The organism is Arthrobacter sp. AZCC_0090, from assembly GCF_014207375.1.
GTDB lineage: Bacteria > Actinomycetota > Actinomycetes > Actinomycetales > Micrococcaceae > Arthrobacter.
This window is the reverse complement of the sequence record NZ_JACHEE010000005.1, coordinates 167559-194347: the sequence shown is the minus strand read 5'-3', so window position 1 is coordinate 194347 and position 26789 is coordinate 167559. Positions and strand designations below refer to the sequence as shown.

Genomic DNA, 26789 nt, shown 5'->3' with positions numbered 1-26789 from the left:
AATGCCACGAGACGATTCCCAACAGCAGACAACTGGCAATGGGCAACAGAAACGCGTACTCGTTTTCGCGAGCGACTTTTCGACCTCGGAGGGCGACCGTTGGCTCCTCGACGACATTGTGGACGGTTTCGTTTCGCAAGGTGCGCAGGTGGACGTTCTGGCTTTCGACAACAAGCGGCCAAGACCGCGGGGTGTGAGCGAACGGAGCGATGGGCGCGTGCGGGTCATCAGCGTGGGACCGGAAAAGACTCCGAAGGGTTCTTTTGCGAAAATCCTGAGTCGACTGAAGTCAGCAGTACTTATGCACACAAGTGCTTACGGGGTCCTCAGGCGAGAAGAATATGATGTCGCTGTCTTCACGTCAATTGCCGCGATGGCCGCCGGGGTCCCCGGTCGACTCCGACTCAGCGGAGCGGTAAAGAATCTTGTCTTCGTACTCTGGGATTTTTTTCCAGTTCATCAGGTCGAGATTGCTCGGCTTCCTTCGAATCCCTTAGTGAAGTCCTTGAGGTGGCTTGAGTACCTTAGTTTTGCAAAGGCGGACAACGTCGCCGTCATGTCGCCCGCTAACGAGCGGTTCTTCAGGGCCTACTTCCGGAGTTACCGGGGCAAGACCCTGATTCTCCCGCCCTGGGCACAGACGGATGAGCCTTCAGCAGCCGATGTCTCCAAGGCGCCGGTCTTCACCGCAATCTTTGGTGGACAGCTCGTCAAAGGGCGCGGAGTCGAAACTATCTTGCAGGCTGCGGAGATCTTGGAGAGTCGAGGCGCAGAGCTGAAGATAGTGATTGCAGGAGATGGGGCGCTTAGGGAGACCCTGGAGGGTATGGCGGCATCGCTCAAGCTACGAAGCGTGAAGTTCCTTGGGTCAATTCCCCAGCCAGAGTATCGACGTCTCCTGAAAACCGCCCACGTGGGCATAGCTGCCACGGTGACCGGCGTGTCTGTGCCCGCCTTTCCTTCGAAGATTGTCGAGTATTGCAGGGCGTCAATCCCTGTCGTTGCTTGCCTGGATCCTGCGTCAGATGCAGGTGACGAATTGCTTGAGTATGGGGCGGGCGTTGTACTCCCAGCGGGTGACGCGGACATGCTGGCAGACGCCTTGGAAGGGTTGTCCAGCGATCTCGCGGTGGGTCGCCTGACCGATCTGTCCCAGGCCGCGCGCAGATTTTTTGATGACAAGCTGTCTTCAACTCATGCTGCAACGACAATTCTGGGGACAACTGCTACGTTTTAGCAAAGCGCGCCGCCGAGGAACTGTCGCCGGGACAATTAGAGATTTTCGAGACCTCGATGGGTCAGAAGAACCAGAGTCTGAGAGCAGGGAAAGTGCTATATATCGTTGGAGCCGGCGGGTTCGGCAGGGAAACTTTGGACGCCGTACTAGCCGGCCTGGAGGCGACGCCCGGCGACTCGGACCTGTGTTTTGTGGATGATGGACATCCCGGTGAAGTGATCCGAGGGCTTGATGTCATTGGATCAGGGGCTGTTTTAGCCGGGAAGGACTTCGTCATCGCCATAGCGAATCCCGATGTTCGGCGCCGGCTAGCTAACGCGATGCTTTCGGGCGGCTCAGTTGCCCGTACGATTGTCCACCCGGGGGCTGTAGTCGGACCGGAAACGTACCTGGGGGACGGGACTGTTCTGCTTGCCTTGAGCCACATTTCCTCTAGCGTCCGGGCCGGGAACCATGTACAGGTGAACTACAACGCAACTGTTGGGCATGATTGTGTCCTAGAGGACTATGTCACGGTCCTCCCCGGAGCTAATGTTGCCGGTGGAGTCACCTTGGGGGAGGGGAGCACTATCGGCTCAGGCGCGATTGTGCTTCCAGGATTGAACGTCGGACGGGGAGCAATGGTCGGTGCGGGCGCTGTAGTTACGCGGAACGTACCTGCAGGTGCAATCGTCAAAGGGGTTCCTGCACGGTGATTACGCGGGGACGCAGATACCCTAACGTTCGCTGGCCGATTCCAAGAGGCCAGCGACTTTGCCCAATGCCAATTCCGCTGACATTTCGTCTCGGTAATATTGCGCTGCACGGATGGACATCCGTGCACGCGCTTGACTGTCAAGGGCGTTGGCCTTCCGCAGCGCATCCGCCAAGGAGCCTGGATCCTCGGCGTTTGCCACAAGTCCCACCCCGTTGTCGACACAGATTTCGGCCAGATCCCCCTGTACCGTGGTAATAACGGGCACGCCGTGGGCCATCGAGGCTTGGAACTTTGACGGTATGGTCATACGAAATACTGGGCGATCCTTGAGAGTGACTAACAGAAAGTCGGCTTGGCCGTAGATCTCAGCCATCTCATCCTGCGAAACCCTGCCCATCAATTGGACGCTTTTGAGTCCGAGCTCTTGAATGAGCGACGAGATGGAACTTTCCGCGACTCCAGAGCCATAGATCGAAATCCTGATGGGAAACTCATTTTCCACCAGGGAGGCTGCTCGAACGATTGTTTCAACGTCTTGCATCTGACCGATATTTCCGGCATAGACGCAATGAATTCCCGGGGGCGCCGATTCGGTCATGTGCGCGTTGCTTGACGGTGCCGAAATACCAATGAAGTCGGGCTTCTCATTTCCGTCCCAGTTCAGGACGACGCTTATCTTCGACGCATAGACCCCTCTTTCGACGAGCGCATCCTTCATGCCGGTTGAAATAACAATTACGTGTTTGGCGCCCCGATATATCGGTCGGAGGCCAAAACCAATCAGGGCGTGGAGAGCCTTTCCTTTCCAGCCTGCAGAGACCATGCCGGAGTCAATGACCGACTCCGGCCAGAGATCTTGGACGTGAAGCACGTACGGTGTCTTGAACAGATATCGATTCCCGAGCGCCACTGCGGCAGAGGTCATCGGCGTGGCATAGACATAGTTGACATCAGTTGACTTCAGGAATGCCCTGTGTCGCAGCGTCTGCCAGCTGAAACTGAGGAACGAACGAATCCTCCTTGCTCCGCTGAGGTCGTGGCTTAGGAAGCTAGGGAGCCGCCGGACGTGAGCGCCAGCGAGAGTCTCGGTGCTCGGTGAGTCGTTCTCGTAGCCTGCGTAGAGTTTCCCAGTCGGATAGTTCGGGAATCCGGTCAACACGCGGACCGAGTGTCCGCGGGCCGTGAGGAATCGACAGATGGATTCCGGGATTGATACAGGTTCGGGAGAGAACCACTGGGAGACGATTCCAACTACCAGCGTCGGTCGATGGCCGTTTGTCACTTTGGCAGCTCCTGGCCTTCTTTTGAACCTTCGAACTCATGCATCGTCGGACTGGTCGCTGCGGATATTCCCTTGCGTAGCACGACGGCTCTTATGGTTTCAAGCATGATCCGAAAATCGAGCGCCAAGCTTTGATTATTTACATACTCAATATCCAGCGAGAACTTTTCTTCCCACGAGATTGAGTTCCTGCCTCTCACTTGAGCCAGACCGGTGATGCCGGGGCGAACATCGTGACGCCGGAATTGTTCCGGGGTGTAGAGTTCGAGATATTTGACAAGTAGGGGTCGGGGGCCAACTATGCTCATGTCTCCACGAAGGACATTTAGCAGGGTGGGGAGTTCATCTAGGCTCGTGGATCGAAGAAATTTGCCGAAACTCGTGAGTCGATCTGTGTCGGACACTTGCCCTTTTGATTCGTCCACAGGAAGCATGGTACGAAATTTTCTTAGTTGAAATACGCGCCCATCGAGCCCGGGGCGGTCTTGGGTAAAAATTACAGGTCGGCCAAATTCTTTGAGAACCAGAAGGGCAACTATTCCCTGAATAGGGGCCGATACGATGAATGTGGCCGCTGACACGACAACATCCAAGGTCCGTTTTGCTGAGCGGCGGCTTTTCAGCGAACGGGTCGACCCTGGGCGGGACTGGTTCGCAGAGCCTTTAAGCGCGTCGATCTGGTTGGTTCCCGCACGGTTGGCGTTTATTTCGTTTGTCTTATTCCCCACGGCATGATTATAGACGCGCAGGCGGGTGCTATTCACACTGGTGTCAGGCCTCGCCAAGCCTCATGCTCTACCGCGTATCCAGATCCTCAAACACCAGGAACGTCTGCGTGTCCTGCACGCCCGGCATTGACTGCAGCTGATCAAAGATGACCCGGCGCAGATGAATGTTGTCGGTCGCACGGACCAGCAGGATGACGTCGAAATCGCCGCCCACGAGGGCAATATGCTGAACCTCCGGAATGAGCCGTAGTTCCTCCCGGAGCTCGCGCCAGGAGTGCTGCTGAACCTTGAGCGTCACGTAGGCCGATGACTTCAAGCCGGCCTTGATGGGGTCCACGAGCGCTGTGAACTTCGTAAGCACGCCTTCACCCGTCAGCCGGGAAATTCTCGAGTACGCGTGCGCCCTGCTGATGTGGACGTTCTCTGCCACCTGGGTGACGGACATCCTTCCGTCCCGCGTCAGCTCGGCAATGATGTCCCTGTCCACTTGGTCCAGGGGTACCTCCGCTTGATCCGCTTCGGCCTCGGCCATCGCATCTCCAATTCGTCCACAGCTTGGGCCAGTTATCCAGCTCACATTTGCAATTTGTCTTTCAGGTTAGACGTTTCCGGCAAGCTTTTCCATGATTCTGCCCAGAGCTGGATACGAAACTTCGCTAGGGAACATACTGATGACAAATAGTGGATACAGAAGGACGGACCAATGACGATCTCCGCAGACCACGAGGCCCAGGGTCTGGCTGACGCTCGGCCGGACGACCTGGAAGCAAACGACCAAGCTTCCGAAGTGCGGCGCAAGTTCGGAATCAGCGTGGAAGACTACATGCTGCCGGCCCGCCATCAGATCCAAATGGTGGACCCTTCGGGCACGCTCAAGCCCGAAGCTGAGCAGGGCACTGAACCCGGCCACGAATATCCCATCCCCGGCGACTCCGAACTTATGGCAGCGTATGAACAGCTCGTCGTCGGGCGCCGCGTCAATGACCAGAACTCCGCCCTCGTCCGGCAGGGCCGCATGGCCGTCTACCCGTCCAGCCACGGCCAGGAGGCGTGCCAGGTGGCCGCTGCCCTGTGCCTTCGCGAAGGCGACTGGCTGTTCCCCACCTACCGTGACGCCGTCGCCGTCATGTCCCGGGGAGTTGACCCCGTGGAGACTATGACGATCTTCCGCGGTGACTGGCACGGCGGTTACGACCCCACCAAACACAAAGTTGGCATCCAGTGCACGCCGCTGACCACCCAGCTGCTGCACGCCGTCGGGGTTGCCCATGCCGCCAAACTGCGCGGCGAGGACACTGTGGTGCTGGCGATGTGCGGTGACGGTGCCACCAGCGAAGGGGACTTCCATGAGGCACTCAACTTCGCGGCCGTCTTCCACCTTCCCGTGATCTTCTTTGTCCAGAACAACAAGTACGCCATCTCGGTGCCCCTGAGCCACCAGTCCGTGGCGCCGAGCCTGGCGCACAAGGCCGTAGGGTATGGCATGGCCGGTGAGCGCGTTGACGGCAATGACCTGGTCGCGCTGCTCGCTGTGCTGGACCGCGCTGTGAAATTGGCACGCGAAGGTTCCGGCCCGCTCCTGATCGAGGCCCACACCTACCGCATGCAGGCGCACACGAACGCTGACGACGCCACCCGCTACCGGGAGGACAGCGAAGTGGCCGAATGGACTGCCAAGGATCCCATCAGCCGCATGACCTCGTATCTCACCGACCGTGGACTCCTCGACGACGACGGTTCCACCCGGATCGCGGCAAAGGCCGAAGCCGTTGCATCCCAGCTTCGCGAAGGCCTGGGGGAGGACGTCCCCGTAGACCCGCAGAACCTCTTCCGCTACGTCTTCTCCACACCCACTTCGCAGCTGAAAGAGCAGTCAGCCCTGCTCGCCGATGAACTCGCCCGTGAAGCATCCAGCCAGAAGGAGGCAGGCAAATGAGCCCCGCCGTCACCACATCCTCCGAGGCCACCGAGCGCGCGGCAACAGGCGACGTCAGCTCCGCCACCGCCAGCGCGGCAGCCAGCGCAGCAGCCGTAGCCGAAGCGTCCGGTCCCCAGACCGTCACCATGGCCAAGGCACTCAACACTGCAATGGCGGATGCCATGGAGGCCGACTCGTCCGTTCTGGTGTTCGGCGAAGACGTCGGCCGCTTGGGCGGCGTCTTCCGGATCACCGATGGCCTCATGGCCACCTTCGGTGAACAGCGGTGCTTCGACACCCCGCTTGCTGAGTCCGGCATTGTAGGCATGGCCGTGGGTATGGCCATGAACGGAATGCGTCCGGTGATCGAGATGCAGTTCGACGCCTTCGCCTACCCGGCCTTCGAGCAGATCGTCAGCCACGTGGCCAAGATGCACAACCGCACCAAAGGCGCCGTCAAGCTGCCCATGGTCATCCGTGTCCCCTACGCGGGCGGGATCGGCGGCGTGGAGCACCACTGCGACTCTTCCGAGTCTTACTACGCCCATACTGCAGGCTTGAAGGTATACACCCCGGCCACCGTGGCCGACGGCTACCGTATGCTCCGCGAGGCCATCGATTCCGATGACCCCGTGATGTTCATGGAGCCCAAGAAGCTCTACTGGTCCAAAGACCAAGTGGACCTGGGTGCCCTGCGCGCCGAGCACGCCGCGAACGCTTCGGCAGGATCCAGCAGCGAGGGGCGTGCCGCCGTCGCACGCCCTGGCACTGATGCGACGCTCATCGCTTACGGACCCTCTGTTCCGACGGCGCTCGCCGCCGCGGCCGCGGCCGCTGAAGAGGGCCGTTCGCTCGAAGTGATCGATGTCCGCTCGATCGTGCCTTTCGATGACGAAACCGTGTGTGCTTCTGTGCGGAAGACGGGCCGAGCGGTTGTCATCGCTGAGGCTCACGGCTTTGCCTCCGTGTCCTCCGAAATCGTGGCCCGCGTGCAGGAACGCTGCTTCCACTACTTGGCCGCGCCCATCCGTCGGGTCACCGGCTTCGACGTCCCGTACCCGGCTCCGAAGCTGGAGCACTACTACTTGCCAAGCGTCGACCGCATCCTCGACGCCGTTGACGACCTTCAATGGGAGAACTGACCATGAGCTCAGAAATGCAGGTGTTCCTGCTTCCGGACCTGGGGGAGGGCCTTACCGAGGCCGAACTCGTCAACTGGCTTGTGGCCGTGGGCGATGAGATCCATGTGGACCAGCCGATCGCCGAAGTTGAGACTGCGAAGTCCATGGTGGAGGTGCCCTCGCCGTACGCGGGCATCGTCGCCGTGCTGCACGGTGAAGCCGGCCAAACGCTCGACGTCGGGAAGCCGCTGATCTCTGTGGCTCCTGTTGGTGCTGCGGTTGCGGCTGAGTCCGCGGCTTCGTCAGAAGAGGCGGACGAGGCCGCTGCGGCTCCGCCTGCCGCCTCGTGTGCTGTTTCTGGTGCTCCTTCCGCAGCTGCCGAGGCGTACCGGACCGAGGAAAAGGCAGGATCCGGGAATGTGCTCATTGGCTATGGCACATCCGGGGGCGGCGAAGCTCGGCGTACCCGGCCGCGGAAGGCTTCCGCTTCTGCTGTTGCCGTAGCGTCGGCGCCTGACTTTGGCGAGCTCTCGCTGTCCCGGACTCGGATCCCTGGGAAGCTGTCTGCCGTGATTTCCCCGTTGGTGCGCAAGATGGCTCGGGACCATGGGGTTTCGCTGGACGCCGTGCCTGGTTCGGGGGAGAGCGGGCTTATCCTGCGGCGGGATGTTGAGGCTGCCATTGGTGGTGCCGTGCGCGAGACCGTGCCTGCGGAGGTGCCTGCCGTGGCAGAGACTGCCACCGGTGTCCAGGATGCGCGAACCGGCCTATCCGTCGCCTCCCGTACTCCGGTCCGCGGAGTCCGCAAAGCTGTTGCTGCGAACATGACTCGCAGCCGGTCCGAGATCCCTGAGGCAACTGTCTGGGTGGACGTTGACGCAACTGCACTGCTGGAGATGCGTGCAGAACTCAAGAAACGCGATCCGCATGGCGCTCCTGGACTGCTTGCGTTCATCGCCCGTTTTGTCACAGCTGGGCTAAAAAGATTCCCCGAACTCAACACTCGGATCGTCACGGCTGAGGACGCGGCGGGCGGGGAGATGCAAGAGATCATCGCTTTCGATGGCGTCAATCTTGGCTTTGCTGCCCAGACAGACCGTGGACTCGTGGTTCCCTCAGTCCGCAACGCCCATCTGTTGAGCGCCCGCGAACTGGACGCGGAGATCCGCCGGCTCACCGCCGTCGCGCGTGACGGCAAGGCAACCCCAACTGAATTGGCCAGCGGTACCTTCACGCTGAACAACTACGGAGTATTCGGCGTTGACGGTTCAGCGGCGATCATCAACTATCCCGAGGTAGCGATGCTTGGCGTGGGCCGCATTATCGACAAGCCTTGGGTAGTGGGCGGACAGCTGGCCGTCCGCAAGGTCACCGAGCTGACACTCGCGTTCGATCACAGGGTGTGCGATGGCGAGACCGCTGCCGGGTTCCTGCGGTATGTCGCGGACGCGATCGAGAACCCCGGGACGGTGCTCGCGGACTTGTAGGGACCTCCTGGCGTCGATAATCAACGTAGGATAGGCGACTTTTCGTCAACTACAGATACGAAGGGCGGATTCCAACGGGCTTGTGCACGAAGAGGCAGGTATGCTCTGACGGTGGGGAATTCTAAGAACATGCGGCGTCCTTTAGAGGCCAAGATGCTGTTCCCGGCAGTGATGCTCGTCTTGGCAGGACTTATCTACCTGTCGATCAATTCGCCCATCATTGCGATCGGAGCGATCGGGGCTCTTACGTATTCGATCATCCTTGCCAAGACCGGGTTGTGGCGGACGATGATGGGCACGTCGATCCTCATTTCTGTGCTGCGGTCCGGTCCCCCGGGAAGCTTGCTTAGCGAGGGCGCTTGGTACGTGCTCCAGTTCGGCCCAATTCTGATCGCCTGGCTGGCGATACTGTCAAAGAAGCCCGATCATCTTCGTCGCTCCGACCGTAACGTCGTTCTCTACTTGACGCTGTTCGCCGTCGCCGCGCTGGCCACCAACCTGACCAGCTTGGCTCCGTCTTCCACACTTCCGCAGTCGCTACTTCTTGTCGGCATGAGCGGATTTCTCGCTTTCACTTATACGCGTCGTTGGACTAGCGAGGATTCGTTGCGGGGGGACGTCGCTATGGTCTTCGTTGTCGTCACCGCAATCCAACTCGCTGGAGTGGCCCCTATCTTTGTGGGTCAGTCGTGGCCTTTTGATCCGGACTATGGGCGCTACCGCGGCCTGTTCTCGAACGCCAACTACGCAGGCATGATGTCAGCTATCGGGATTGCCGTAGGAATATATCTGCTCCGAGTTTCAAGACGAGGCAAACTCGCGGTCGTCATTTCCATGGCCGTCCTCGCCGTGGGGATGCTGATGTCAGGTTCACGTGGCGCTTTGGTGGCGCTCGGAACAGGGATTGTAGTTTTAATGCTCTCGCGGTCCGGGCGTAAGGTTGTCGTCGCCCTAGTTTCACTTGCGGGAGCTGGCGTCATATTCGCGGCCCTGATCTATCCCCAGTTCTTTGATGCCCTTGACAAGTTCTTCCTGCGTGATGCCGCGTCTGCGGACATTACGTCCGGCCGATTGGACATCTATGCAGCTATGCTGCGGCTTTTCCAGCTTTCGCCATTCACCGGCACCGGGTTCCGCACAGTGGAGGTGCTGAGTCCGGCTTCTTCGGGGCTTGCCGGGCATAACATCTATCTGACTGTGCTGACGGAAACTGGACTCTTCGGTGCATTCTTTTTCGTGTGTCTGGCTATCGCTGTCGTATCTGCTTCAGGTGCGGGCAAAGCCGGCCGACCCCTATTGCTGGTCGTTGTGACCGTCGCTGCCGCCGAGCTGACCGAATCCTCAATCTATGGGTGGGGTGGGCCGACAGCCATATCGGCATGGCTGTTGATTTTGGCCTTTGCAGCGAACGGGAGGTTCCTCAAGGACAAACCGGCATTCGTGGACGGGCTTATGCCAAGTAAAACGCCGTCAGAGATCTTGCCAAAGCGCCTATTAGCCTCGTCGCGGAGTTGACTACGACAACGGGGCGGTCAGTTCGAATAATTGCCCTGTATTCAACCGAGTAGTTACGCCAAATACTTGGGCAGACGGCCCGAAAAGACGCGTAGCGCTTACGGTGGTTGGGGCCGCAACAACTGAATACCGTTTGGGCATGGATCCGTACGTTGACGGGGGCGGTCTAACCCTCCCAGGAGGCAGCAGCAGTGTCAGGCGGAGAAAACTTCTGGCACTCGCCACTTTGGCGTCAACGATGACCGGCCTATCAGTGCTTTCAGGTTTCAACTCCGGGACCGCGCAAGCAGCCGTTTCGGCCCCCGCGCTAACCGGCGTGCTGAAGGGCGAGCTGGTCGTCAACGTCAGAGACTACGGCGCCGTCGGTGATGGCATAGCGGACGACACTGCATCGGTGCAGGCGGCGATCAACGCGGGTGGGATTAGCTATTTCCCGCCCGGCACTTACAAGGTGAGTCGACTCGCTGCAGTCAGCGGAATGCACCTTCTGGGCGCTGCCACTGTGGGACTGGGCAGGTCAAGGCTCCGGGCTAGTGTAGGCAACATTTTCGGCACGGCAGCGAGTGGGGTTTACGGCACAAAGGTCGTAGGTTTGGTGTTCGATTCGTTCGGAGGCGGCGGAGATTTGTTTACCGGAGTTTGGTCTCTGGGTAAGTTTGAGGATTGCTGCTTCATCCAGTATCAAAGTGGGGCTTCATGCTTTAACGTCACGGGTTGGATCGATATGTTGACCATCCGTTGCACGTTCGATCACATAGAGACGGCTACAGTTCCCACATTCAAGGCGGTCAGTGGCACTGGAGATCTTGCGCAGTCCTCGTTTCTCGCGAGCCGCTTTACCAACTCTGGTAATTACTCCATTCATTTGGAGGCAACGGATGGAACCGTGGTCGAGAACTTCTCCGTTCGGGATACTAACTTTGAAGGACCGAAGGGCGGCGCTATCCGGTTGCTCTCAGCACGGAACACCTCAATTGAGCATGCGGGCATGTGGGACTTCGTCAGCGGCGGCGCCACGAAACACCTCATCTACATCGGCACCTCACCATCCGCCGGAGCCGTTTCGAGTAACAATGAGATTAGCCACTACGTTCGTGACGCGTCTAACAGCCCGGTAGCGGATGTCTATGACATCAAGATCGGCCCTGGAACCGAATTCACGACAGTGACTCACCCTCGGCACCAACTTAGTGGTTCGATTTTCATCGACATGTTCGACACCACAGGTTTGATCGTCGGAGACAGTCCGGCCGTGATAAATGGGACCTTCGCCACTGTCATTTCGTCGCGGTCAGTAAAGTTCCCACGAGTGACCGTAGGCCAGCGTCCATCCCCTGCAGCGGCAGGGCGCGGCTCCTTGGCGTTCGATGAGTCCCATGGCGTCCCGATCTACAGCGACGGAAATAGTTGGCGCAAACTTTCGGATAACGGACTGGCCTAGCAGCGCAGTCGTAGTGTCGACTAGCCCTCACTCACTAACTATTAGCACTCCGGGTGAATCGCAACCTTAACAAAGGCCGCCGTTTGGTAAAGGTATTGGTGTGCCCACGAATGGGTTGGGTTGGTCCGCGATAAGAGTGGCAAGTCCATCCGGTAGGTGACCATATGCAGGTCTCCTGTGTAGCAGCGGCCTACGATCACCCGGGTCACATGGAACTCGGCCGTGAGGACGTTCGCGCTTTTCCAGCCGTATCGATCCGAAGGTTTTTCAGCGCTCGCGCTTCGCCTTGTGTAGTGAAAGGATCAGGGTTGAAGCAGATAGTCCGGTACCGGCGCTGAGCGCCACACATGTCCGCTTCGAATCTGCAGTCTTTTCCTATCGGGCAGCTCCATCAAATTGTGCGTCGCCGGCGCATTCGTCCGCATGCCACTGAGGTGGCTGCATATCCACTCAATTTCGCGGCGATCACCACTCAATTCAAGCAAACAGCCACCTATCGGTCTTCTTCGGCCATAGCTTCGTCGTGAGGGATGCACCCCGTCCCCCGGATGGCACGCCCGAAATGTCAGCCCCCTGAGATACTGAACTGGTCCCCGGAAGTTGGACTGGCTAAGTAGGATCCTAGGCTGCGAGGGCCTGGGCACGGTATTGCACCGGGCTCAGGCCCTCGAGTTTTGTGGAGATTCTTTCGGTGTTGTACCAGCGGGTTTACTCGTGCAGCGCTGTTTCCAGTGCGTCGGTGTTAAGGAACCTGGTCCTGTGGAACATCTCCTCCTTGAGGTGGCCGAAGAAGTTCTCCATCACGGCGTTGTCGTAGCCCTTGCGGGACATGGATTGGACCGCGCCGGCGCCCTCGAGGAGAGTGCGCCAGGAGATGTGCTGGTACTGGACCCCCTGGTCGGAGTGCACCAGAGGCTGCTGGTCTTGCCCGAGGCGGCTCAATGCCTCGCGCAGCGAGGTGTTGGTCAGCTCCAGGTTCGGGGAGGCCCGATCGAATAGGAGATGATCTGCCGGTCGAAGAGGTCCATGACCGGTGAGAGGTAGAGCTTCCGGTCCCCGACGCCGAACTCGGTCACGTCGGTGACCCATTTCCGGTTCGGGGCATCGGCGTCGAATTCCCGGTTCAGCACGTTCTCCGCGACGGCGCCCTGCCCGCCCCGGTACCCGGTAGGAGTTGTGCGTTTCTTCCGCCGCACCTGGCAGACCAGCCGCAGCGAACGCATCAGCTTCAGCACGGTCTTCTTCGCGACCGCCCACCCCTGCCTGGCCAGCTCGGTGTGGATGCGCCGGTGCCCGTACCGGCCCCGGTTCTTCTGGAAAATCTCCGTACGAACGTTGTGCCGGCATCATTGAACACAGTGATCACCATGCCCGGTCCCGACATGCCGGTGCATTGATCGCCGACTTCGACAATTAAGCGGTCGAGCGGTCCGTACGAGGCATCGTGGTCCGATGGTCCAAACGGCCCCGACCCGGGGGCCAGGTCCGGATTGAACTGATAAATTGGGTATCTGCTTAGCTGAAGTAAGCATGCCGCATGGCGGATTTGGTACCGCAAAAGCCACGTGCGGGCCTGGACTACCCCAAGACGTTTGGGCAGTTCCAGGACTGGTTCAAGATGCGGAGCGGGCGACTCTGGCGCACGGGTGCCGGGCTCTGGATGTGCCGGGGATGTTCGCGTCGGACGTCGGTGACGGCCGGGACCGTATTCGACCGCACTCGCCCTCCGCTGCGCACCTGGTTCGTCACCGCGCAGAAGAACGGGGACTCTGCCCTCCGCCTGCTGCGGGTTCTGGGATTGGACTCCTACGAAACGGCGTGGGCATGGATGCATAAGCTCCGCCGGGCCATTGTCGGCCCGACCGCGAGATGCTCTCCGGGCTGGTCGAGGTCCACGAGAGCTTCATCGGCGGGGTGGCCCGCGGTACGCCCGGTCTCGGCCCCGACAAAGTCTCGGTCCTGGTCGCCGCGGAGCATCGGTCGGATCCGCCTCGAGCCCTGGCCGACCGACCGCAGGCTCGCCCTAGTGAAATTCGGCCAGTGGGTCGTCGTCCCGGGGTCGACCATCCGCACGGACGGAGCAAGGCAGCTCCGGCGCTTCGCCGACCTCGGCCTGAGCATCTCCCGGGAACAGCTGGGCGACTATCTGGACGAGTTCACCTTCCGCTTCAACCGGCGTACTGCCCGGAGCCGCGGGCTGCTCTTCTACCGGCTGCTCCAGCAGTGCACGAACAGTGATCCCGCTCCACTGAAGAGCCTGGTGAGTTCCGCATTTGCGGAGTGACTTCAAGCAGATGCTCAGTTCCTGGGTACACGATCGGTCCCGTTGTCGCGCCAAGCACCGGGTAGTACTTGGCAGCCTCGGTCAGAAACTCCTCAGCGGCGGTGACTTAGTTCCAGCGGTGTCCCCCGTGATGGGCGTCGTCGTTGTCGTGATGGGCGTCGTCGTTGTCGTCATGCGTGGTGGGTGCGGCGATGGGCGTGACTGTGATCGGTCCGGCCCCCTGACTTACACCGGATTCGTTTCCAGCTAGGACTCGATAGGTTTGTGGTGCTCCCTTGACGAGTCCTGTGGCTTGCCACGTGAGCGCAGTTTGGCCGGGGGCGGAAGGGAGCACGGCAAGCAAAGCTGTGCCTGCACCGTTTTCGACGATGTAGTAGTTCGCCGAGTGGTTGCTGGGTGCTGTCCAATTCAAGGTGACTTGTCCGTCTCCGGGCAATGCTCGTAAGTTCAACGGTGCTCCTGGGATTGCTTGTGGAGTGGCGGTCACCTGGAGCGTGCCGGTCGCGAGTCCGGACAAGCCGCTGGCTGTTCGTGTCCGGAGTTTGATGTCTCGGGGACCGGCGCTCGTGAAGGTTGTCGACACTATGGGGCTGGTTGTTGTCTGGTCGTAGCTTCCTGACGGGGTGCCCGTTCCGAAGTTCCAGTCATAGGCGACAACCGGGTCATCAGGGTTGGAGGAGGTGCCTGCTGCGCTCAGCTTGACGGGTGAACCAACAGTGGCTGAGATTGGGAGCGTTAGCCCTGCAACCGGAGCATTTCCCGCTTGAACGATAACCGATTTCAAGCTCGTGATGAAGTCGCTCGTCGTGGCCGCTTGCGTGACGGTGCCGCCCGTTGCCTGGGACAGGGCTGTCATAAATGAGACGGCGGCGGGGTCTCCTCTGAGCGGGACGCTGTAGACCTGTGCCGGATCGACCGCGAACGCCTTGGCCGTGACACTGGCGAGGGTATTTCCGGTGACCGGCTCGGGATCCTTGCCGGGTGCGTCCCCGATAACGATCACGGCTTTCTTGACACCGGCCCTCCAAGGCAGGTTAAGGGCAGTCATCACGCCGGAGTACATGCTTTCCGGTGTGTCACCTCCCCCCGCGGCGATGATGCTGTTGACGCCAGTGGTGAAGCTTGTCAGGTCAGTTGTGAACGGCACGTCGAGTCTGGATTGATAGGCGCTGCCATTGGCCGGATCGTCTTTGTAGTCAACCAATGCCAGACGGTAGCTCGACGTTGTGGTGGAGATCGTGTTGGCGAGCTGGACGACGTTGTTCTGGACGCCTGCAATTTCCCCGCCCATTGATCCGGTCGAGTCAATAACAAATACCAAGTCGATGGGCGTGGAACTGGTTGGTTTAGGCGTCGTCAGGTTCATCGCGAAGGCTAGCCGGTCGGCAGCCATCAGGGTGTCTTTGGCATCTTTGTAACTGAGATGCGTCGCCGCCGGGTTTCCGGTAACCGTAATTTCCCCATAGATCTGACTCAAGCTCCTGGCGTACGTCGTAACGTTCGCAATTGAACTAACCAGAGAATTTGCATTGCACACAGGATCGAATCCGTGACAGTAGGAGAACACGGGAGCACCAATGATGTCGCGCCATACCTTCGGCAAGCCGAAGGACGTACTGAATACGTAGGGAAATTTATCGAGGCTGGTACTGAATGTCCCTCGAGGCCCAAAAATTCCGTCATGGTAGGGATCAAAGAAGCCAATATCTGAGCCCGTGTCGGCTGCATTGAATTTCGGGTCGCCGAAGAGCGCCACTGCCGTGACCATAGCTTTCAGGTCGGGAGATATGCTTTCGAGGGCGTTTCCGACCGCCTCCGCTCCCTGAGAGTACCCAGACAGAATGAAGTGGGTGCCGGGGCAAGTCGCGTGGACCGCAGTCATGACGTCGATCGTGTCTTTGGAGCCCGCTCCGACTGAAGAATCGTAAGAGTTGAAGGCGACGTGCCCGAGCTTGGCAAGGACGTTGGCACTACCTGCTGGGTCGGGGGGGGGTCATTGGGACCGCAGGATAGACGACTCCGTGGACGGACATGCTCGACCCACTTGCTATGACCTTGGCAAGGAGGTTCTGATAAACATCGAAGACCTCGTCGCCCATTCCGTAATGACCGCTGGCGTAACTAGGGACCGGGTTTTCTCCCGAGCCACGAGCACCTATGAACTCGTATGTGGGGCAGGGAATCGCTGCTTCGGCTGTTTGCGCCGGGATTGGAGCAAAACGTAAGTGCAATGGTTGAAAGGGCCGATAAAACCAGAGTAATTGTCCTCGGGTGCCCGGTCATCATATTTTCCCTGTCGTTGAAATCTTGGCCCAACTATGACGTGGTCTGCCCCTAGCCGCTCCGGCGAACGGCGTGAAGTAGATCAGGGGTTGAACGCAAAGAGCGTACCTACGCGGGCTGATCAGGGCATGAGTGGAAATTACTCGTCTAATTTGCTGGGGCGAGCGTTCGCTGTGTGTGACTACCTGTGCTGTTACTGCAAGGAAGGGAGCTACCTGCAAGCGCGATCGGCCCGACGGTCCCTGGCGGTCTGACGCCGAACGAGCATGGGAAGACTCCTTTCAGCCTGTCTTGTGTAGCCGCCCGCCGGGTGCACGCTAGGAAATGACCGCGGCAAACCAGGTGCGCAGCGGAACGCGGATGCGGTCAAAAATGGTTCCGGCTGTCATCGATGTCAGCCGTGAGCATCCCTGGCACATCAGACCCCAGCACCCGTACGCCAGTACTCGCGGACGCCGCATTTGGGGCAGAGAAATCCATCCGGCCAGCACAGTTTTGCCAGGTATTCCCACAGGCGTCGTCGGTACTGAGCCAGTCCTGAAATTGTCCCCAAAGGTATTGGGATGGTCCATTCCTGCGCACGGCATCCGCGACAGGAATCGGTCATACGCCGGTCTACTTCAGCTAAGCAGATACCCAATACTGATAAACGAAGCGGACCGGAGTGTCAGGAAAAAGTACTCGTTGTTGCCGGCGTCGGGTGCCAGCCAGAGGTGGCAAGCTGATTCACATCGGAACTTTTGAACACCGCCCACGTACCGCCTACTGCAGCTTGAACAAATTGTGCGTCGCTGGCCCTTCCAGCAGCTTTCCCGCGGCCGAGTAGCGCGAGCCGTGCAGGGGGCAGTCCCAGGACTTCTCGGCGTCGTTCCAGTGCAGAATCCCGCCCAGGTGCGCGCATTCCGCGGACACCCTGCACACCACGCCGTCTACCGTGCAGACAGCCGCTGGTTTCCCGTGGAAAAGCCCTGTGACGCCCGTGCCCTCTGCGGGGCTGGTTTCTTCCGTGATGGGTGGCTTCTCCTTCAGGGCAGCCTTGTCCCCGAAATTCTGCCGTTGTGTCTCGAGATTGAACGATATTGCCGACGCTGCCCCGCGGGGACCCGTGGTCCGGCGGTGGATGGTCCGTGCCCACGGGAGTTGCCCGCTTCCCGTGATGTCCGAAACCACGTCGAGCGCCGCCGCGACACCATTGGTCATGCCCCACTTGTTGTAGCCGGTGCCGAACAGGATCTTGCCCCGGCCGCGCGGGTACCTGCCAAAGAACGGCATGAGATTGGTGGCCTGGTAGTCCTGGGCCGACCACGTGTGCGTCACCTCAGCGCCCGGGTAGTAACGCTCGGCCCAGGCGAGCATCTCGTCCACGTGGGCCTGCATTGACGGCGCCCGGCCGCCCGCGTGCCCGAACCCGCCCACCAAAAGCAAGCTCCCGCCGTCGGGCACTGGATAGTCCCGCAGAGAGCGGGTGGGTGGCTCGGCCGAAAGGTACATTCCCGGCGGCGGGCTCATGCCGTCCGGAAGCCTCAGGGCAGCGGCATATGAGCGATTCGGCCGCAGCTTGGCGAAGTAAAGCCCACGGTTCAAGATGGGTGTCCCGGTGGCAAGAACGACGTTGCGAGCGGTGACCTCGCCCTTCCGGGTGACCACTGTCAGCGGATCGCCGTTGCGGACGTTCATGACCCGCACGCCCTCCACGATGCTCCCGCCGGCAGCCCGAACATCCTCAGATAGCGCGTCCAGCACGTCCATGGGGTTGAACTGGGCCTGCTTCGCGAGCCGCAGGGCGTCGTCGACGTCGAACGGCAGCCCCGTCTCCCGGGTGGACTTGACGTTGAGTCCGGCAGCCCGCGCCACGAAGGCTTCCGCGCGGAGCCGATCCGCGCCGGCCGGGGTGGTGGCGAAGGTGTACGCATCCCGATACTGGAACGGCACCCCCCGCCCCTCAAAGTACTCAAGCAGCCACTTCTGCCCAGCCCTGTTCGCGTCAACATAGGCACGGACCACGTCCACGGGATACTGGTTACGCAGCGCAGACAGGCTGGTGCCCTGCAGCAAGCTCAACTTGGCCGTGGTGTTTCCGGTATTGACCGCGCCGATATGTCGGGCCTCGAGAACCAGCACGTTGCTCCCGGTCCGCGCCAGCATGAGCGCTGTCACGAGGCCCGTGATTCCGGCTCCGACCACCACGGAGTCGTAACTGTTCCCGGGCGTGAATTCATCGGGGCTGGTAGCGACTGCGGAGTCCTTGTCCGGCCCGCGCGCGTCTAGCCACAGAGAAGTCATGACGGTCCCACTTCCCTTCAACCGGGGCACGGCCCACACCGGAGTTAGCGCGGCGGCGGCCCGGTAGTGCCAGCGAAGCAGAAGGCCACGAGAGAAGCAAGAGGTGCGCGCCGACGTCGCGGGTTGCCTGTGCCGAGTTCACGCAAAAGGGCCCTGACAGACAGGTCTGTCTTGTGGGTGTGAGAGTAGGATTGCTATCGCGATGAGTACCCCAGATGCCTCGGATGCACCCGGTTCGTCCTCCATGCCAGCCGGACAAACGACCACCCGTGATGACGCGGTGGATCGCATCTTGGACGCCGCCTACGAACTGTTCTCGCGGCGCGGGATCCGCGCTGTCGGGGTCGATCAGCTCATCGAGCGTTCAGGCGTAGCCAAGGCCACCTTCTACCGGCACTTTCCGTCCAAGGACGATCTGGTTCTTGCCTTCCTCGCGCTTCGCGACCAGATCTGGACCGTGGACTTGATCATCTCCGACGCCCGGAGCCGGGGAAACACGGCTGAGGAGCAGTTGCTCGCCATCTTCGACGTGTTCGGTGACTGGTTCCAGCGGGAGGATTTTGAGGCGTGTTCGTTCATCAACGTTCTGCTTGAAATGGGGCGTGAACATCCGCTGGGGAAAGCCAGCATCGGCTACCTCGCCAGGATCAGGGGACACATCCAGGAGTTGGCAAAGGAAGCCGGATTGCAGCGCACCGAGGAATTCGCACGCTCCTGGCACATCCTGATGAAGGGCTCCATCATCTCGGCCACAGAAGGAGACGTCCTGGCGTCCAAGCGCGCCCAGCAGATGGCCGCTTGGCTGATAGACCAACATCGAGGCCCGGACGCCGCGTAACTTCCTGAGGCGCCTCTCTTCTGAAGCGCCAGGTCTGTCAGGTCAGGTTCAACCAGGTCCGCAGGGTCCTGCCGCGACCGCCGGGGGAGGCGAGGTGCCTGGCACGCCCACCCCATTTGGCCCATTCGCGGGGCTGGACCGAGGGCCGCCCAAGGCGAAAACCCTGTCCGACGGTCACTCCCAGGCCTTTAAGAGTGGCAAGTTCGGCCTCGGTTTCGATGCGTTGGGCGGTCAGGACCGCACCGATCTTCCGCGCGAACCCGACCTCCGCCTCCACGAGTTCCTGCCGGAGGGGATCCCGGTTGAGAGCTGCAGTCAGATTCCAATCCAGCTTGATCATCTCCGGCTTGAGCCGAAGAATATGGCTGGCCCCGGCGAAGAAGGAACCGGTGTTTTCGATGGACAGGCGCATGCCGGCGCTGCGCAGCGGCGCCACCGCCGCGTCGAGCGAAGCGGCCTGGTCCGGGGGGAACTTCCCGGAGACTTCAAGGATCACTCGGGCGGGCGCCACCGGAGTTTGCTCGAAAAGCACGGGAAGGCGCGGATCCAGGCAGACCGCCTCGGAAAGCTTCAACGCCACGAAAAGGTGGGGCGGCAGATCCAGCGCGGCCTTGAGCCCGGACTCCAATGCCGCGAATTCAAGATCCGTTCGGAGCCCCTTGTCCTCGGCTTCCGCGAACCAGTATTCGGCAGGGTCCCCGCTGTCGCTGACGAAGCGGGTCAAAGCCTCGGCGCCGACGACGATGCCAGTGGTGAGGTCGAAAACGGGCTGGAAGGCGGTCATCAGCATCCGGTCCCTGAGGACCGCCTCGAGCCGTGGGCTGCTGGGGTGCTGGCTGCTTGGGTCGCCTTGCGGGGTCGGGTCGCCTTGCGGGGCCGGGTCGACTTGCGGGGCCGGGTCAGGCTGGCCTGCCTGTTCCGACCTGAGCGAAGACAAGTGCTCCAACAGCGCCTCTTCCGGACGCCCAGGGTGGGCAGCAATGTGCTGGCGAAGTTGCTCGCGCACCGCATCCGTTGCCTGCGAAGAGTCCGACAAGACCTCATCGATGATTTCCAGGACCTGGCGGCGCAGCCCACGCAACTGCTTGACGGGCGGCTCCACAGTCTCCGGACTGGCCTTCATCCCGGCGTTGTTCAAAGACGGTTTCCGCTTCGACATGAAACTATTCCTTTGCCTTTAGCTCCGGCTGAACCCGGGACCTGCAAACAAAAGGAATAATACAGCTAAACAAACCGGACGGCCCGCCTTCTGATGAAACACACGCGGCCAACGTGTTCATTGTCGTGATCACGGGGGTGCAGTTACACCCGTCCGTGCTGGGCTCCGGAATCTTCCGCGCCTGACAGGAGCGCGTAATATCCCGGAACCCACTGCGGAAGGCCGCTGGCATTCATGGGGACCACCTCGATGTTAACCGGGCCGTCCGCAATCAACTGCCAGTCCAAATCCGAAAATACGCCATGCCGTTCCCTTGCACCGAAATGCCCGGGCCGGGGAAGGTTCTCCAAGGCGCGCCGCAGCTGCAGGGGCATGCTTTGCCGGGTGGCGCCGAGCTCGGTCAGGTAACCGAGGCTATTTCCGCGGAAGTTGGTTTCGGCCAGTAACACCCGGCCTCTGTTCCCGATGACGGTTCGCAGGTTGGCAGCCATGGCAGTCTGCTTGCCGGGTTTCAGGACGTGGAAGACGCCGCGGACAAAGACATTGGCGGGCCCCAGCCGCTCCAACAGGACCTCTCCGGCACCTGCCGCCGCAGCATCCAGAACCATGAAGTCGGCATTTTGGATCCCTGCTGCTTCCTTGCTCGCCATCTCGATCGCCCCCTTGGATACGTCGATCCCGAGAACTCGTGGAAACAGGCCGGCAAGCCAGCGGGTGTGGGTTCCGTTGCCACACCCGACGTCAACTACTGGAAGAGCTGGATCGAAGTGAGCTGCAATTGCGTCGTAGTACTGCGCACGCTCGGCCGAAGAGTCGGAGTCCCAAAGCACGTCTCCGGAACGGCCAGTAGTGCGGATTCCGCGCCAGTACCCTTCCCAGGCGGCGTCCGGGTTACGCGGTGCCCGGGAAGCGAGGCGGACTACTGTGGGGACAAGCAGCACCTGGTCCCAAAGCTTCGACATGCGCTAACTCTACAGATGCCGCGCGGGCTGGCGGAGTTGATACGGTATTTCCGCAGCCGGTACCGGATACCCGTAATAGTAGCCTTGCCCGTAGAGGCAACCCATGGCCCGCAGTTGGGCCGCCTGCTCGGCGGTTTCGATGCCTTCCACGGTCGCGTTGAGCCCCGCAGCGAAAATCAGCTGCAGAATGGCTGAAACGAAGTTTTGCTGCCGGGGGTCCGACCCCATGTCCTTGATGAGGGACTGATCGACCTTCACTGTGTCTGCCGGAAGCGACCGAAGGTAGCTGATGGACGAATAGCCCGTACCGAAGTCGTCAATTTGCAGCCCGACGCCGAGCTCCCGGAGCCTGCTCAGGACTTGTTCTTGTCCGGTTTCCCGGGACATCAATACGGTCTCGGTGATCTCCAGGACCAGGCGCCGCGGATCCACGTCATACCTGGCCAGCGTGTCCCTGATGTCCTCCAGCAGGTCGGTTCGAAGTAGTTCGGCGGCTGAAAGATTGATGTGCAGACAAAAGTCTGTCAGGTCCGGGTCGGTTTGGTTCCAGCGCCCCATTTGGGCGAGACCTTCATGCAGCACCCACCGTCCCAGCTCAAAGATCAAGCCGGTTTCTTCTGCGATGCCAATGAAGCTGCCCGGCATAATGGTTCCGCGGACGGGGTGATGCCATCGGAGGAGTGCTTCGATGCCGATGACGCGGCCGGAAGCCAACTCGACCACCGGCTGATACAGCAGCGCCAGTTCCCTTCCGGCAACGGCGGTGCGTAGTTCGGCGGTTATTCGCGACCGTTCCTGGACTGCGTCTAGCATCTCCGGGTGGAAGAGCTGGACATTGTTGCGGCCCCGCGCCTTTGCCTGGTACATGGCTATGTCGGCATCGCGCATCAGCGCCTCCGCCCGGTACCCCGGCTTGCCGACGCAAACGCCGATGCTCGCCATCGCCCAAACCGTTTCTATCCCGATACACATGCTGTCCTGCAGATACTCCGATGCGCGGTGCGCAATTCGAATGATCTCCTCTTCCGTGGCCGCGGTAATGAGGATGGCAAACTCATCCCCGCCCAGGCGGGCCACAGTATCCTGTGGCCTGACGGCTGAGCGGAGACGTTTGGCAACCTCGACCAGCACGGCGTCACCGGCGCTATGGCCCAGGATGTCATTGACGGCCTTGAATGAGTCCAGGTCCAGGAGCAACACGGCCGGGGCTCTCCCGCCGTCCGTGCAGGACAGGATCGCTTCCTGGATCCGCTCGGTAAGCAGCGTCCTGTTTGCAAGTCCGGTGAGGGCATCTGTCTTGGCCATCTGTTCCAGCTCAACCTGTGTTCGCCGCAGCATCGCCGTGCGTGCGGCCACCCGCTGTTCGAGCTCAGAATGAATGTGGCCCAGTTCTTCTGCGAGCAGGTTGACTCCCGTGATGACAGCATCAATGTCATCCCGATGCTCCGAAGGTTCAATGCGTGCGTCCAGATCGCCGGCAGCCAATCGGACAACCCCGTCAACCAACTGCTGCAGGCGCGGGTCCTCAACGCTCTCTCTCGAGGTCACGTAATCCCTGCCGGCAGCGGCAGGAGGCACATCCGAGGCTCACGCAACCGCATTAAGCCAGTCCAGGGCCTCGCTGCGCGATGTAAAAAAACGAGTCGGGCAAGGCGGGATGTGCACTCCGAGGAAGAAGTTCGCCAGGACCCGGTCTACAGGCGACGTACCCAACAAAGCGATGCGCGAAGCGCCGCAGGGAATAGACCATATACTCCTGGCCTCTCGGCTGACGGAAGCGACTGTGGCCATGTCTACAAGCATTGGATGCTGCTCCTGCTGGCATAGCTCGTTGACTTTCGCCATGGCCGCCCGGGCATCCTCAACTTGAATGTCGACCCCGGGACGCCAACGCAGATGGAGAAGTCCGTCGACGCCTAGAGCGACACTGGCCTTTCCACCGTCCGCGGTATCCGGCACCACGATCACGTCCTCCCCCGAGCAGGCCGCCGAAACTTTCGGCAACTCCCCAAAAAGTACTCCGCGTTCCCAACTTCTCTTGCCTAGTTAACAAGTAGCAATCGCCAACCCCGACAGCGTAGCTTTCCCGAGCATTGGTCCTCAAGCCCCTCCTACGCATTGCATTTCGAACGGCCCAGGCCTCAACTGCGCCTTTCGTCCCGTTCCTCCCAGCTCTCCGTGGGTAGAATCGAGGCCTGAACACTGCCGGAACGCATCTGAAGACGGAGAAACAATGTCAGCATGGCTCGAAGTCGGCCCGGACAACTACGTGCTGGAGACCGAGGGGTGCCTGCTGAACACGGGCCTCGTGGTAGGTACGGAACGAGCCATGGTGATCGACACCGGATGCGGCCCCCGTCAAGGCCGGCAGATCCTCGCCGCTGTTCGTGAAAAGACCCAGCTGCCGCTGGTGGTGGTGAACACCCACGCCCACTACGACCACTACTTCGGTAACGCCGTTTTTGCCGACGACGGCGTCACCGAGTTTTGGGGGCACGTCAACTGTGCAGCCACGATCGACGACGACGGCGACCACCAGCGCCGCTTCGTCGCCGCCACCGAGCCGGAGATGGCCGCGGGCAAGGGCGACGCAGTCGAGATCGTCATCCCTAATGCGATCGTCAAGGACCAACCCGTCTTGGTTGACCTCGGCGGACTGACCGCCACCCTGTTCTACCTGGGCCGCGGGCACACCGACGGCGACCTCCTGGTGGGAACGCCCAGCACGCTCTTTGCGGGTGACCTTGTGGAACAAGGCGCACATCCTTCGTTCGAGGACTCCTACCCGGAGGACTGGGCAGACGCCCTTCGGCACATCTCGGCCCTTCGCCACCGCTACGAATTCCTGATCCCCGGCCACGGCAAGCCCTGCAGCGACCAGTTCGTCAAGACCATGGCGGACACCATGTCCACAGCGGTACGGCAAGCGAGGCAGTCGATCCGGGACACGCCGTCGGACGCCACCAAAGCGATCCCGGTGCTTCCCTACGGGCCCGAACAATCACGCTGGTTCATCAAGAGGCTCCAGGAAACGCAAGCGCACCACTAAGAAGGTCGCCCCACCAACTCGCTGCGCGAAAGCTCGCCCGAACAGGCAGCAGCTGCCCTCAAAAGTCGATTTTGGGGGCAACTGCTGCCAGCTCGCGCCCAGCGTGGGCGTCAACTCAAATATCCGGTTCATAGTCGCCGACGGCAGACTCTGGTCGATCTGTGCTGAGCTTTCCTATGGCCGCATCCGTCCGCGCAATACCGAATCCAGCACCTAATTCCCCCTGATCGAACACTCAATATTCAACCTATTGGCGCCTAGAGGCCGTCAGAGCAGATATTTTTCGTGTACTGCTTTGAAGCAGCCCTGCCTCGCCTAAAGGTGACCAACTGAACCTGAAGTATCGTTGCAATCCCTGAGTGCCTTAAAGATCAGGAGTGTGAACATGTCCAAAGCGTCGAAACTACTCTTCATAGTCGCCGTAGTGCTTGGAGCTATCGCCATTCTGGTTGTTGCCTACATCTGGATCGGTTCGCAGGTATTTGGCCTCGACAACTCGCGACTCGATCCCACCCAAGGGCCATCCTGGCCAATGGACGTGGTTGGCTGGTCGCTGATCTGCGCCCTTTTTGCCCTGACGGGCGGAATCGTCACGGCGGTTGCCAGCGAACGGAAAACGCCCCTTTCTCCGGATCGCCGTTAGCGTCCGGAGCCATTCGTGGCCGCGACGTGTACCGTGACGCCCAGTTCCTGGATGTTTTCCTGAGTGCGCGGCACCCCCAGTTGCGCACGGAATTCCGTTTCCCGAGGCGGCTCCTGGCTGGTCCTCTCGGCCAGACGGACGCCTCCCTCGACCGACAGCACGTGCCCGGCATCCTCGAGGTCCGTGATGTCGCGCCTGATGGTCCATGTGGGAGACGTTCATGGATTCCGTACGCTCAATAACTGGGAGCAATTCTGGGTGGCATCCCAGGCCAACGCCTGCGAATGGAAAGCGGCCCGCCACGTCGACTTCGACAACAGTGACGGAGCGATCGACGTCGAGCTCCTCGACCGAGCTGTCGCTGTCGGCGCTGTTCCGCCGTCTGAGGCCCGGCCTGAAAGCGTTCCAGGAGCACTTTCAGGTTTCGCGGCACGCCTGCCATGACGGGTTTGTGACTGTCTCCGCCTAGAATTGCTGGTTGAAGCAATGCAAACGAGAGCCGCGGCGCACAACGCTGCGAGTCCTAGGGGACAAGACCATGCCGGATTCTGTGGATAACGAAGCGAGCGCCGCCGCAACAAGCGAAGGGCAGCCGGAACTTCGCCGACGCCGCGATCGCCGCCGTGCGGAGGGCGACGACGACGCCTGGACAGGAACTATGCCGATCATTACGCCTAACGATTCCGACACGCCCTCAGCACCTGCGGCCCCGCTTCAGAGCAGATCCTGGGCTGAAGCAGCAGCCGCCGCCGACGCGTCCATCGAAGCGGAACCCGTCCGTGAAGACTCCGCTAATGAAGACTCCGCTAATGAAGACTCCAGCCGTGAAGAACCCGGCGTTGAGGGCCTGACGGCGGCAGCACCGGCGTCGGGGGCTCCTGCGCTAACCGCAGGCCGGGCCGGACGCGCCGCGGCCGCAAACGCTCCGATCTCGGACTTCATCTCGTCGCCTGGTTCCTTCGTGAAGGAGCAGAAGCCTCGCCCCATCGGTGGCTTCCGCGGCATGCTCTACAAACTGACCGGCGGCGCCTGGAACCTTGGGCCGAGCGCCAAACAGCGCGAGGAAGACGAGTTGGCGCGGCGCATTTCCCGCCAACTCCAGGGCAGCTACAACACTGCCGTCCTGAGCCTTAAAGGCGGGATCGGGAAGACCTCCACCACGGTAGGCGTTGGCCTCACCCTCGCGGAATTCCGCGGCGATCCGCCCTGCGCCATCGACGCCAACCCCGATTCCGGCGACCTCGTGGAGCGCGCCCTGGGTGAAGGCATCTACCAGAAGGCCACTCCGCGCACCATCACGGACCTGCTTAAGAACGTCGAGAACGTCGATTCACTCACGGCGCTCGCCCGATACATGCACCACGCGGGTCGATTGCACCTGATTGCCGGCGAACAGGACCCGGAAGTCTCGGATTCACTGACCGCCGAAGAGTACCTGCGGATCCGCCAGTTGATCTCCGCCTACTACTCCGTTGCCCTGACGGACTGCGGCACCGGCGTCACACACAATGCGATGAGCGGCATCCTGCAATCGGCCGACAACCTGATCATCGCCGCCGGTTACGCCGTCAGCGGTGCCAAGCGTGCCCGCAGCACCCTCCAATGGCTTGCGAGCCACGGCTACGAGGAGCTTGCCCGCAACGCGATCGTGGTCATCACGGACAAGGATGAAGTCTCTTCCCGCGTGGACAAAGACGCCATCGAGGAACACCTCTCCGGAATCTGCCGCCAGTTGATTGCAGTTCCGCACGACAGGGGAGTGGCCGACGGCGACCTGGTCACCCTGGATGTTCTGCGCCCCGAGACCCGCCGTGCCTACAAAGAGATCGCGGCCGCGATCGTGGACGGGTACGTGTAGCGTT

Annotated in this window: 24 protein-coding genes and 2 pseudogenes; 13 read left to right on the top strand and 13 right to left on the bottom strand. The window is 60.8% G+C overall.

Annotated elements, in window-relative coordinates:
* The first annotated feature begins 1 nt into the window (after nucleotide 1).
* Both HNP00_RS10105 and HNP00_RS10100 read left to right on the top strand, forming a co-directional pair.
* Nucleotides 2-1237 (top strand): glycosyltransferase family 4 protein, encoded by a 1236-nt coding sequence (locus HNP00_RS10105; protein WP_260404887.1) that lies wholly within the window; start codon nucleotides 2-4, stop codon nucleotides 1235-1237.
* Between the two features lie 56 nt (nucleotides 1238-1293).
* Complete coding sequence (locus HNP00_RS10100) at nucleotides 1294-1932, top strand: acetyltransferase (RefSeq protein ID WP_184738559.1); 639 nt, start codon at nucleotides 1294-1296, stop codon at nucleotides 1930-1932.
* A 21-nt stretch (nucleotides 1933-1953) separates the two neighbouring features.
* Here the strand turns inward: HNP00_RS10100 and HNP00_RS10095 are convergent, their stop codons facing one another.
* From HNP00_RS10095 to HNP00_RS10085, 3 genes are all read right to left on the bottom strand, one after another.
* Nucleotides 1954-3216 (bottom strand): glycosyltransferase family 4 protein, encoded by a 1263-nt coding sequence (locus tag HNP00_RS10095; protein WP_184738557.1) that lies wholly within the window; start codon nucleotides 3214-3216, stop codon nucleotides 1954-1956.
* On the bottom strand, nucleotides 3213-3944 hold the full coding sequence (locus tag HNP00_RS10090) for a sugar transferase (protein ID WP_311770547.1): 732 nt from the start codon (nucleotides 3942-3944) through the stop codon (nucleotides 3213-3215). Before HNP00_RS10090 ends, HNP00_RS10095 begins: the two co-directional genes overlap by 4 nt.
* Before the next feature lie 67 nt (nucleotides 3945-4011).
* Nucleotides 4012-4476: an Lrp/AsnC family transcriptional regulator gene (locus HNP00_RS10085; RefSeq protein WP_184738555.1), complete on the bottom strand. Its 465-nt coding sequence runs from the start codon at nucleotides 4474-4476 to the stop codon at nucleotides 4012-4014.
* A 171-nt stretch (nucleotides 4477-4647) separates the two neighbouring features.
* Here HNP00_RS10085 and pdhA point away from each other — a divergent pair, with 171 nt between their 5' ends.
* The 5 genes from pdhA (at nucleotide 4648) to HNP00_RS10060 (ending at nucleotide 11426) form a co-directional block, all read left to right on the top strand.
* Nucleotides 4648-5880, top strand: coding sequence for a pyruvate dehydrogenase (acetyl-transferring) E1 component subunit alpha (gene pdhA, locus HNP00_RS10080; protein WP_184738553.1), 1233 nt, complete (start codon nucleotides 4648-4650; stop codon nucleotides 5878-5880).
* Nucleotides 5877-7004: an alpha-ketoacid dehydrogenase subunit beta gene (locus tag HNP00_RS10075; protein WP_184738551.1), complete on the top strand. Its 1128-nt coding sequence runs from the start codon at nucleotides 5877-5879 to the stop codon at nucleotides 7002-7004. The genes pdhA and HNP00_RS10075 overlap by 4 nt, the downstream gene beginning before the upstream one ends.
* 2 nt (nucleotides 7005-7006) lie before the next feature.
* Nucleotides 7007-8470, top strand: a complete 1464-nt coding sequence (locus HNP00_RS10070; RefSeq protein ID WP_260404886.1) for a dihydrolipoamide acetyltransferase family protein — start codon at nucleotides 7007-7009, stop codon at nucleotides 8468-8470.
* Between the two features lie 129 nt (nucleotides 8471-8599).
* The gene (locus HNP00_RS10065) at nucleotides 8600-9985 is read left to right on the top strand and encodes an O-antigen ligase (protein WP_184738548.1); all 1386 of its coding nucleotides are present in this window, start codon (nucleotides 8600-8602) and stop codon (nucleotides 9983-9985) included.
* Between the two features lie 238 nt (nucleotides 9986-10223).
* Nucleotides 10224-11426 carry a glycoside hydrolase family 55 protein gene (locus HNP00_RS10060; protein ID WP_221451370.1) on the top strand — a complete coding sequence of 401 codons (1203 nt, stop codon included), beginning with the start codon at nucleotides 10224-10226 and terminating at the stop codon, nucleotides 11424-11426.
* Between the two features lie 621 nt (nucleotides 11427-12047).
* On the opposite strand, the pseudogene HNP00_RS23800 reads toward HNP00_RS10060, so the two are convergent.
* Together HNP00_RS23800 and HNP00_RS10045 are read right to left on the bottom strand one after the other, a co-directional pair.
* Nucleotides 12048-12335: pseudogene (locus HNP00_RS23800) on the bottom strand (transposase).
* A gap of 56 nt (nucleotides 12336-12391) precedes the next feature.
* Nucleotides 12392-12661 carry a hypothetical protein gene (locus tag HNP00_RS10045; protein WP_260404885.1) on the bottom strand — a complete coding sequence of 90 codons (270 nt, stop codon included), beginning with the start codon at nucleotides 12659-12661 and terminating at the stop codon, nucleotides 12392-12394.
* 791 nt (nucleotides 12662-13452) lie between these two features.
* Here HNP00_RS10045 and HNP00_RS23795 point away from each other — a divergent pair.
* Entirely contained in the window at nucleotides 13453-13710 is a 258-nt protein-coding gene (locus HNP00_RS23795; RefSeq protein ID WP_395893807.1) for a hypothetical protein, read from the top strand.
* A 106-nt stretch (nucleotides 13711-13816) separates the two neighbouring features.
* On the opposite strand, the gene HNP00_RS23250 is transcribed toward HNP00_RS23795, so the two are convergent.
* The 4 genes and pseudogenes from HNP00_RS23250 to HNP00_RS10025 form a co-directional block, all read right to left on the bottom strand.
* Nucleotides 13817-14566, bottom strand: coding sequence for a fibronectin type III domain-containing protein (locus tag HNP00_RS23250; RefSeq protein WP_260404902.1), 750 nt, complete (start codon nucleotides 14564-14566; stop codon nucleotides 13817-13819).
* 114 nt (nucleotides 14567-14680) lie between these two features.
* Nucleotides 14681-15628, bottom strand: a pseudogene (locus HNP00_RS23245) (cutinase family protein); the annotation flags it as partial.
* Nucleotides 15629-16411: 783 nt separating this feature from the next.
* Nucleotides 16412-16600 carry a transposase gene (locus tag HNP00_RS23790; RefSeq protein WP_184738540.1) on the bottom strand — a complete coding sequence of 63 codons (189 nt, stop codon included), beginning with the start codon at nucleotides 16598-16600 and terminating at the stop codon, nucleotides 16412-16414.
* A 155-nt stretch (nucleotides 16601-16755) separates the two neighbouring features.
* On the bottom strand, nucleotides 16756-18276 hold the full coding sequence (locus HNP00_RS10025) for an FAD-dependent oxidoreductase (protein ID WP_184738538.1): 1521 nt from the start codon (nucleotides 18274-18276) through the stop codon (nucleotides 16756-16758).
* 244 nt (nucleotides 18277-18520) lie between these two features.
* Between HNP00_RS10025 and HNP00_RS10020 the strand changes: the two genes are divergently transcribed.
* Nucleotides 18521-19114, top strand: coding sequence for a TetR/AcrR family transcriptional regulator (locus tag HNP00_RS10020; RefSeq protein ID WP_221451394.1), 594 nt, complete (start codon nucleotides 18521-18523; stop codon nucleotides 19112-19114).
* Nucleotides 19115-19151: 37 nt separating this feature from the next.
* Here the strand turns inward: HNP00_RS10020 and HNP00_RS10015 are convergent, their stop codons facing one another.
* The 3 genes from HNP00_RS10015 to HNP00_RS10005 form a co-directional block, all read right to left on the bottom strand.
* On the bottom strand, nucleotides 19152-20273 hold the full coding sequence (locus tag HNP00_RS10015; protein ID WP_184738534.1) for an EAL domain-containing protein: 1122 nt from the start codon (nucleotides 20271-20273) through the stop codon (nucleotides 19152-19154).
* Nucleotides 20274-20416: 143 nt separating this feature from the next.
* On the bottom strand, nucleotides 20417-21235 hold the full coding sequence (locus HNP00_RS10010; protein ID WP_184738532.1) for a class I SAM-dependent methyltransferase: 819 nt from the start codon (nucleotides 21233-21235) through the stop codon (nucleotides 20417-20419).
* A gap of 9 nt (nucleotides 21236-21244) precedes the next feature.
* Nucleotides 21245-22783, bottom strand: coding sequence for an EAL domain-containing protein (locus tag HNP00_RS10005; protein ID WP_184738530.1), 1539 nt, complete (start codon nucleotides 22781-22783; stop codon nucleotides 21245-21247).
* A gap of 685 nt (nucleotides 22784-23468) precedes the next feature.
* Between HNP00_RS10005 and HNP00_RS09995 the strand changes: the two genes are divergently transcribed.
* Nucleotides 23469-24284, top strand: a complete 816-nt coding sequence (locus HNP00_RS09995; RefSeq protein ID WP_184738526.1) for an MBL fold metallo-hydrolase — start codon at nucleotides 23469-23471, stop codon at nucleotides 24282-24284.
* 385 nt (nucleotides 24285-24669) lie between these two features.
* Nucleotides 24670-24927: a hypothetical protein gene (locus HNP00_RS09990; RefSeq protein ID WP_184738524.1), complete on the top strand. Its 258-nt coding sequence runs from the start codon at nucleotides 24670-24672 to the stop codon at nucleotides 24925-24927.
* Here the strand turns inward: HNP00_RS09990 and HNP00_RS09985 are convergent.
* Entirely contained in the window at nucleotides 24924-25088 is a 165-nt protein-coding gene (locus HNP00_RS09985; RefSeq protein ID WP_184738522.1) for a hypothetical protein, read from the bottom strand. The two genes, HNP00_RS09990 and HNP00_RS09985, sit on opposite strands and share 4 nt — an antisense overlap.
* 25 nt (nucleotides 25089-25113) lie before the next feature.
* On the opposite strand from HNP00_RS09985, the gene HNP00_RS09980 reads away from it, so the two are divergent.
* Complete coding sequence (locus HNP00_RS09980) at nucleotides 25114-25371, top strand: hypothetical protein (RefSeq protein ID WP_184738520.1); 258 nt, start codon at nucleotides 25114-25116, stop codon at nucleotides 25369-25371.
* 94 nt (nucleotides 25372-25465) lie between these two features.
* A complete protein-coding gene (locus HNP00_RS09975; RefSeq protein ID WP_184738518.1) occupies nucleotides 25466-26785 on the top strand; it encodes a MinD/ParA family protein in 1320 nt (439 codons plus the stop codon).
* The last annotated feature ends 4 nt before the right edge of the window (nucleotides 26786-26789 follow it).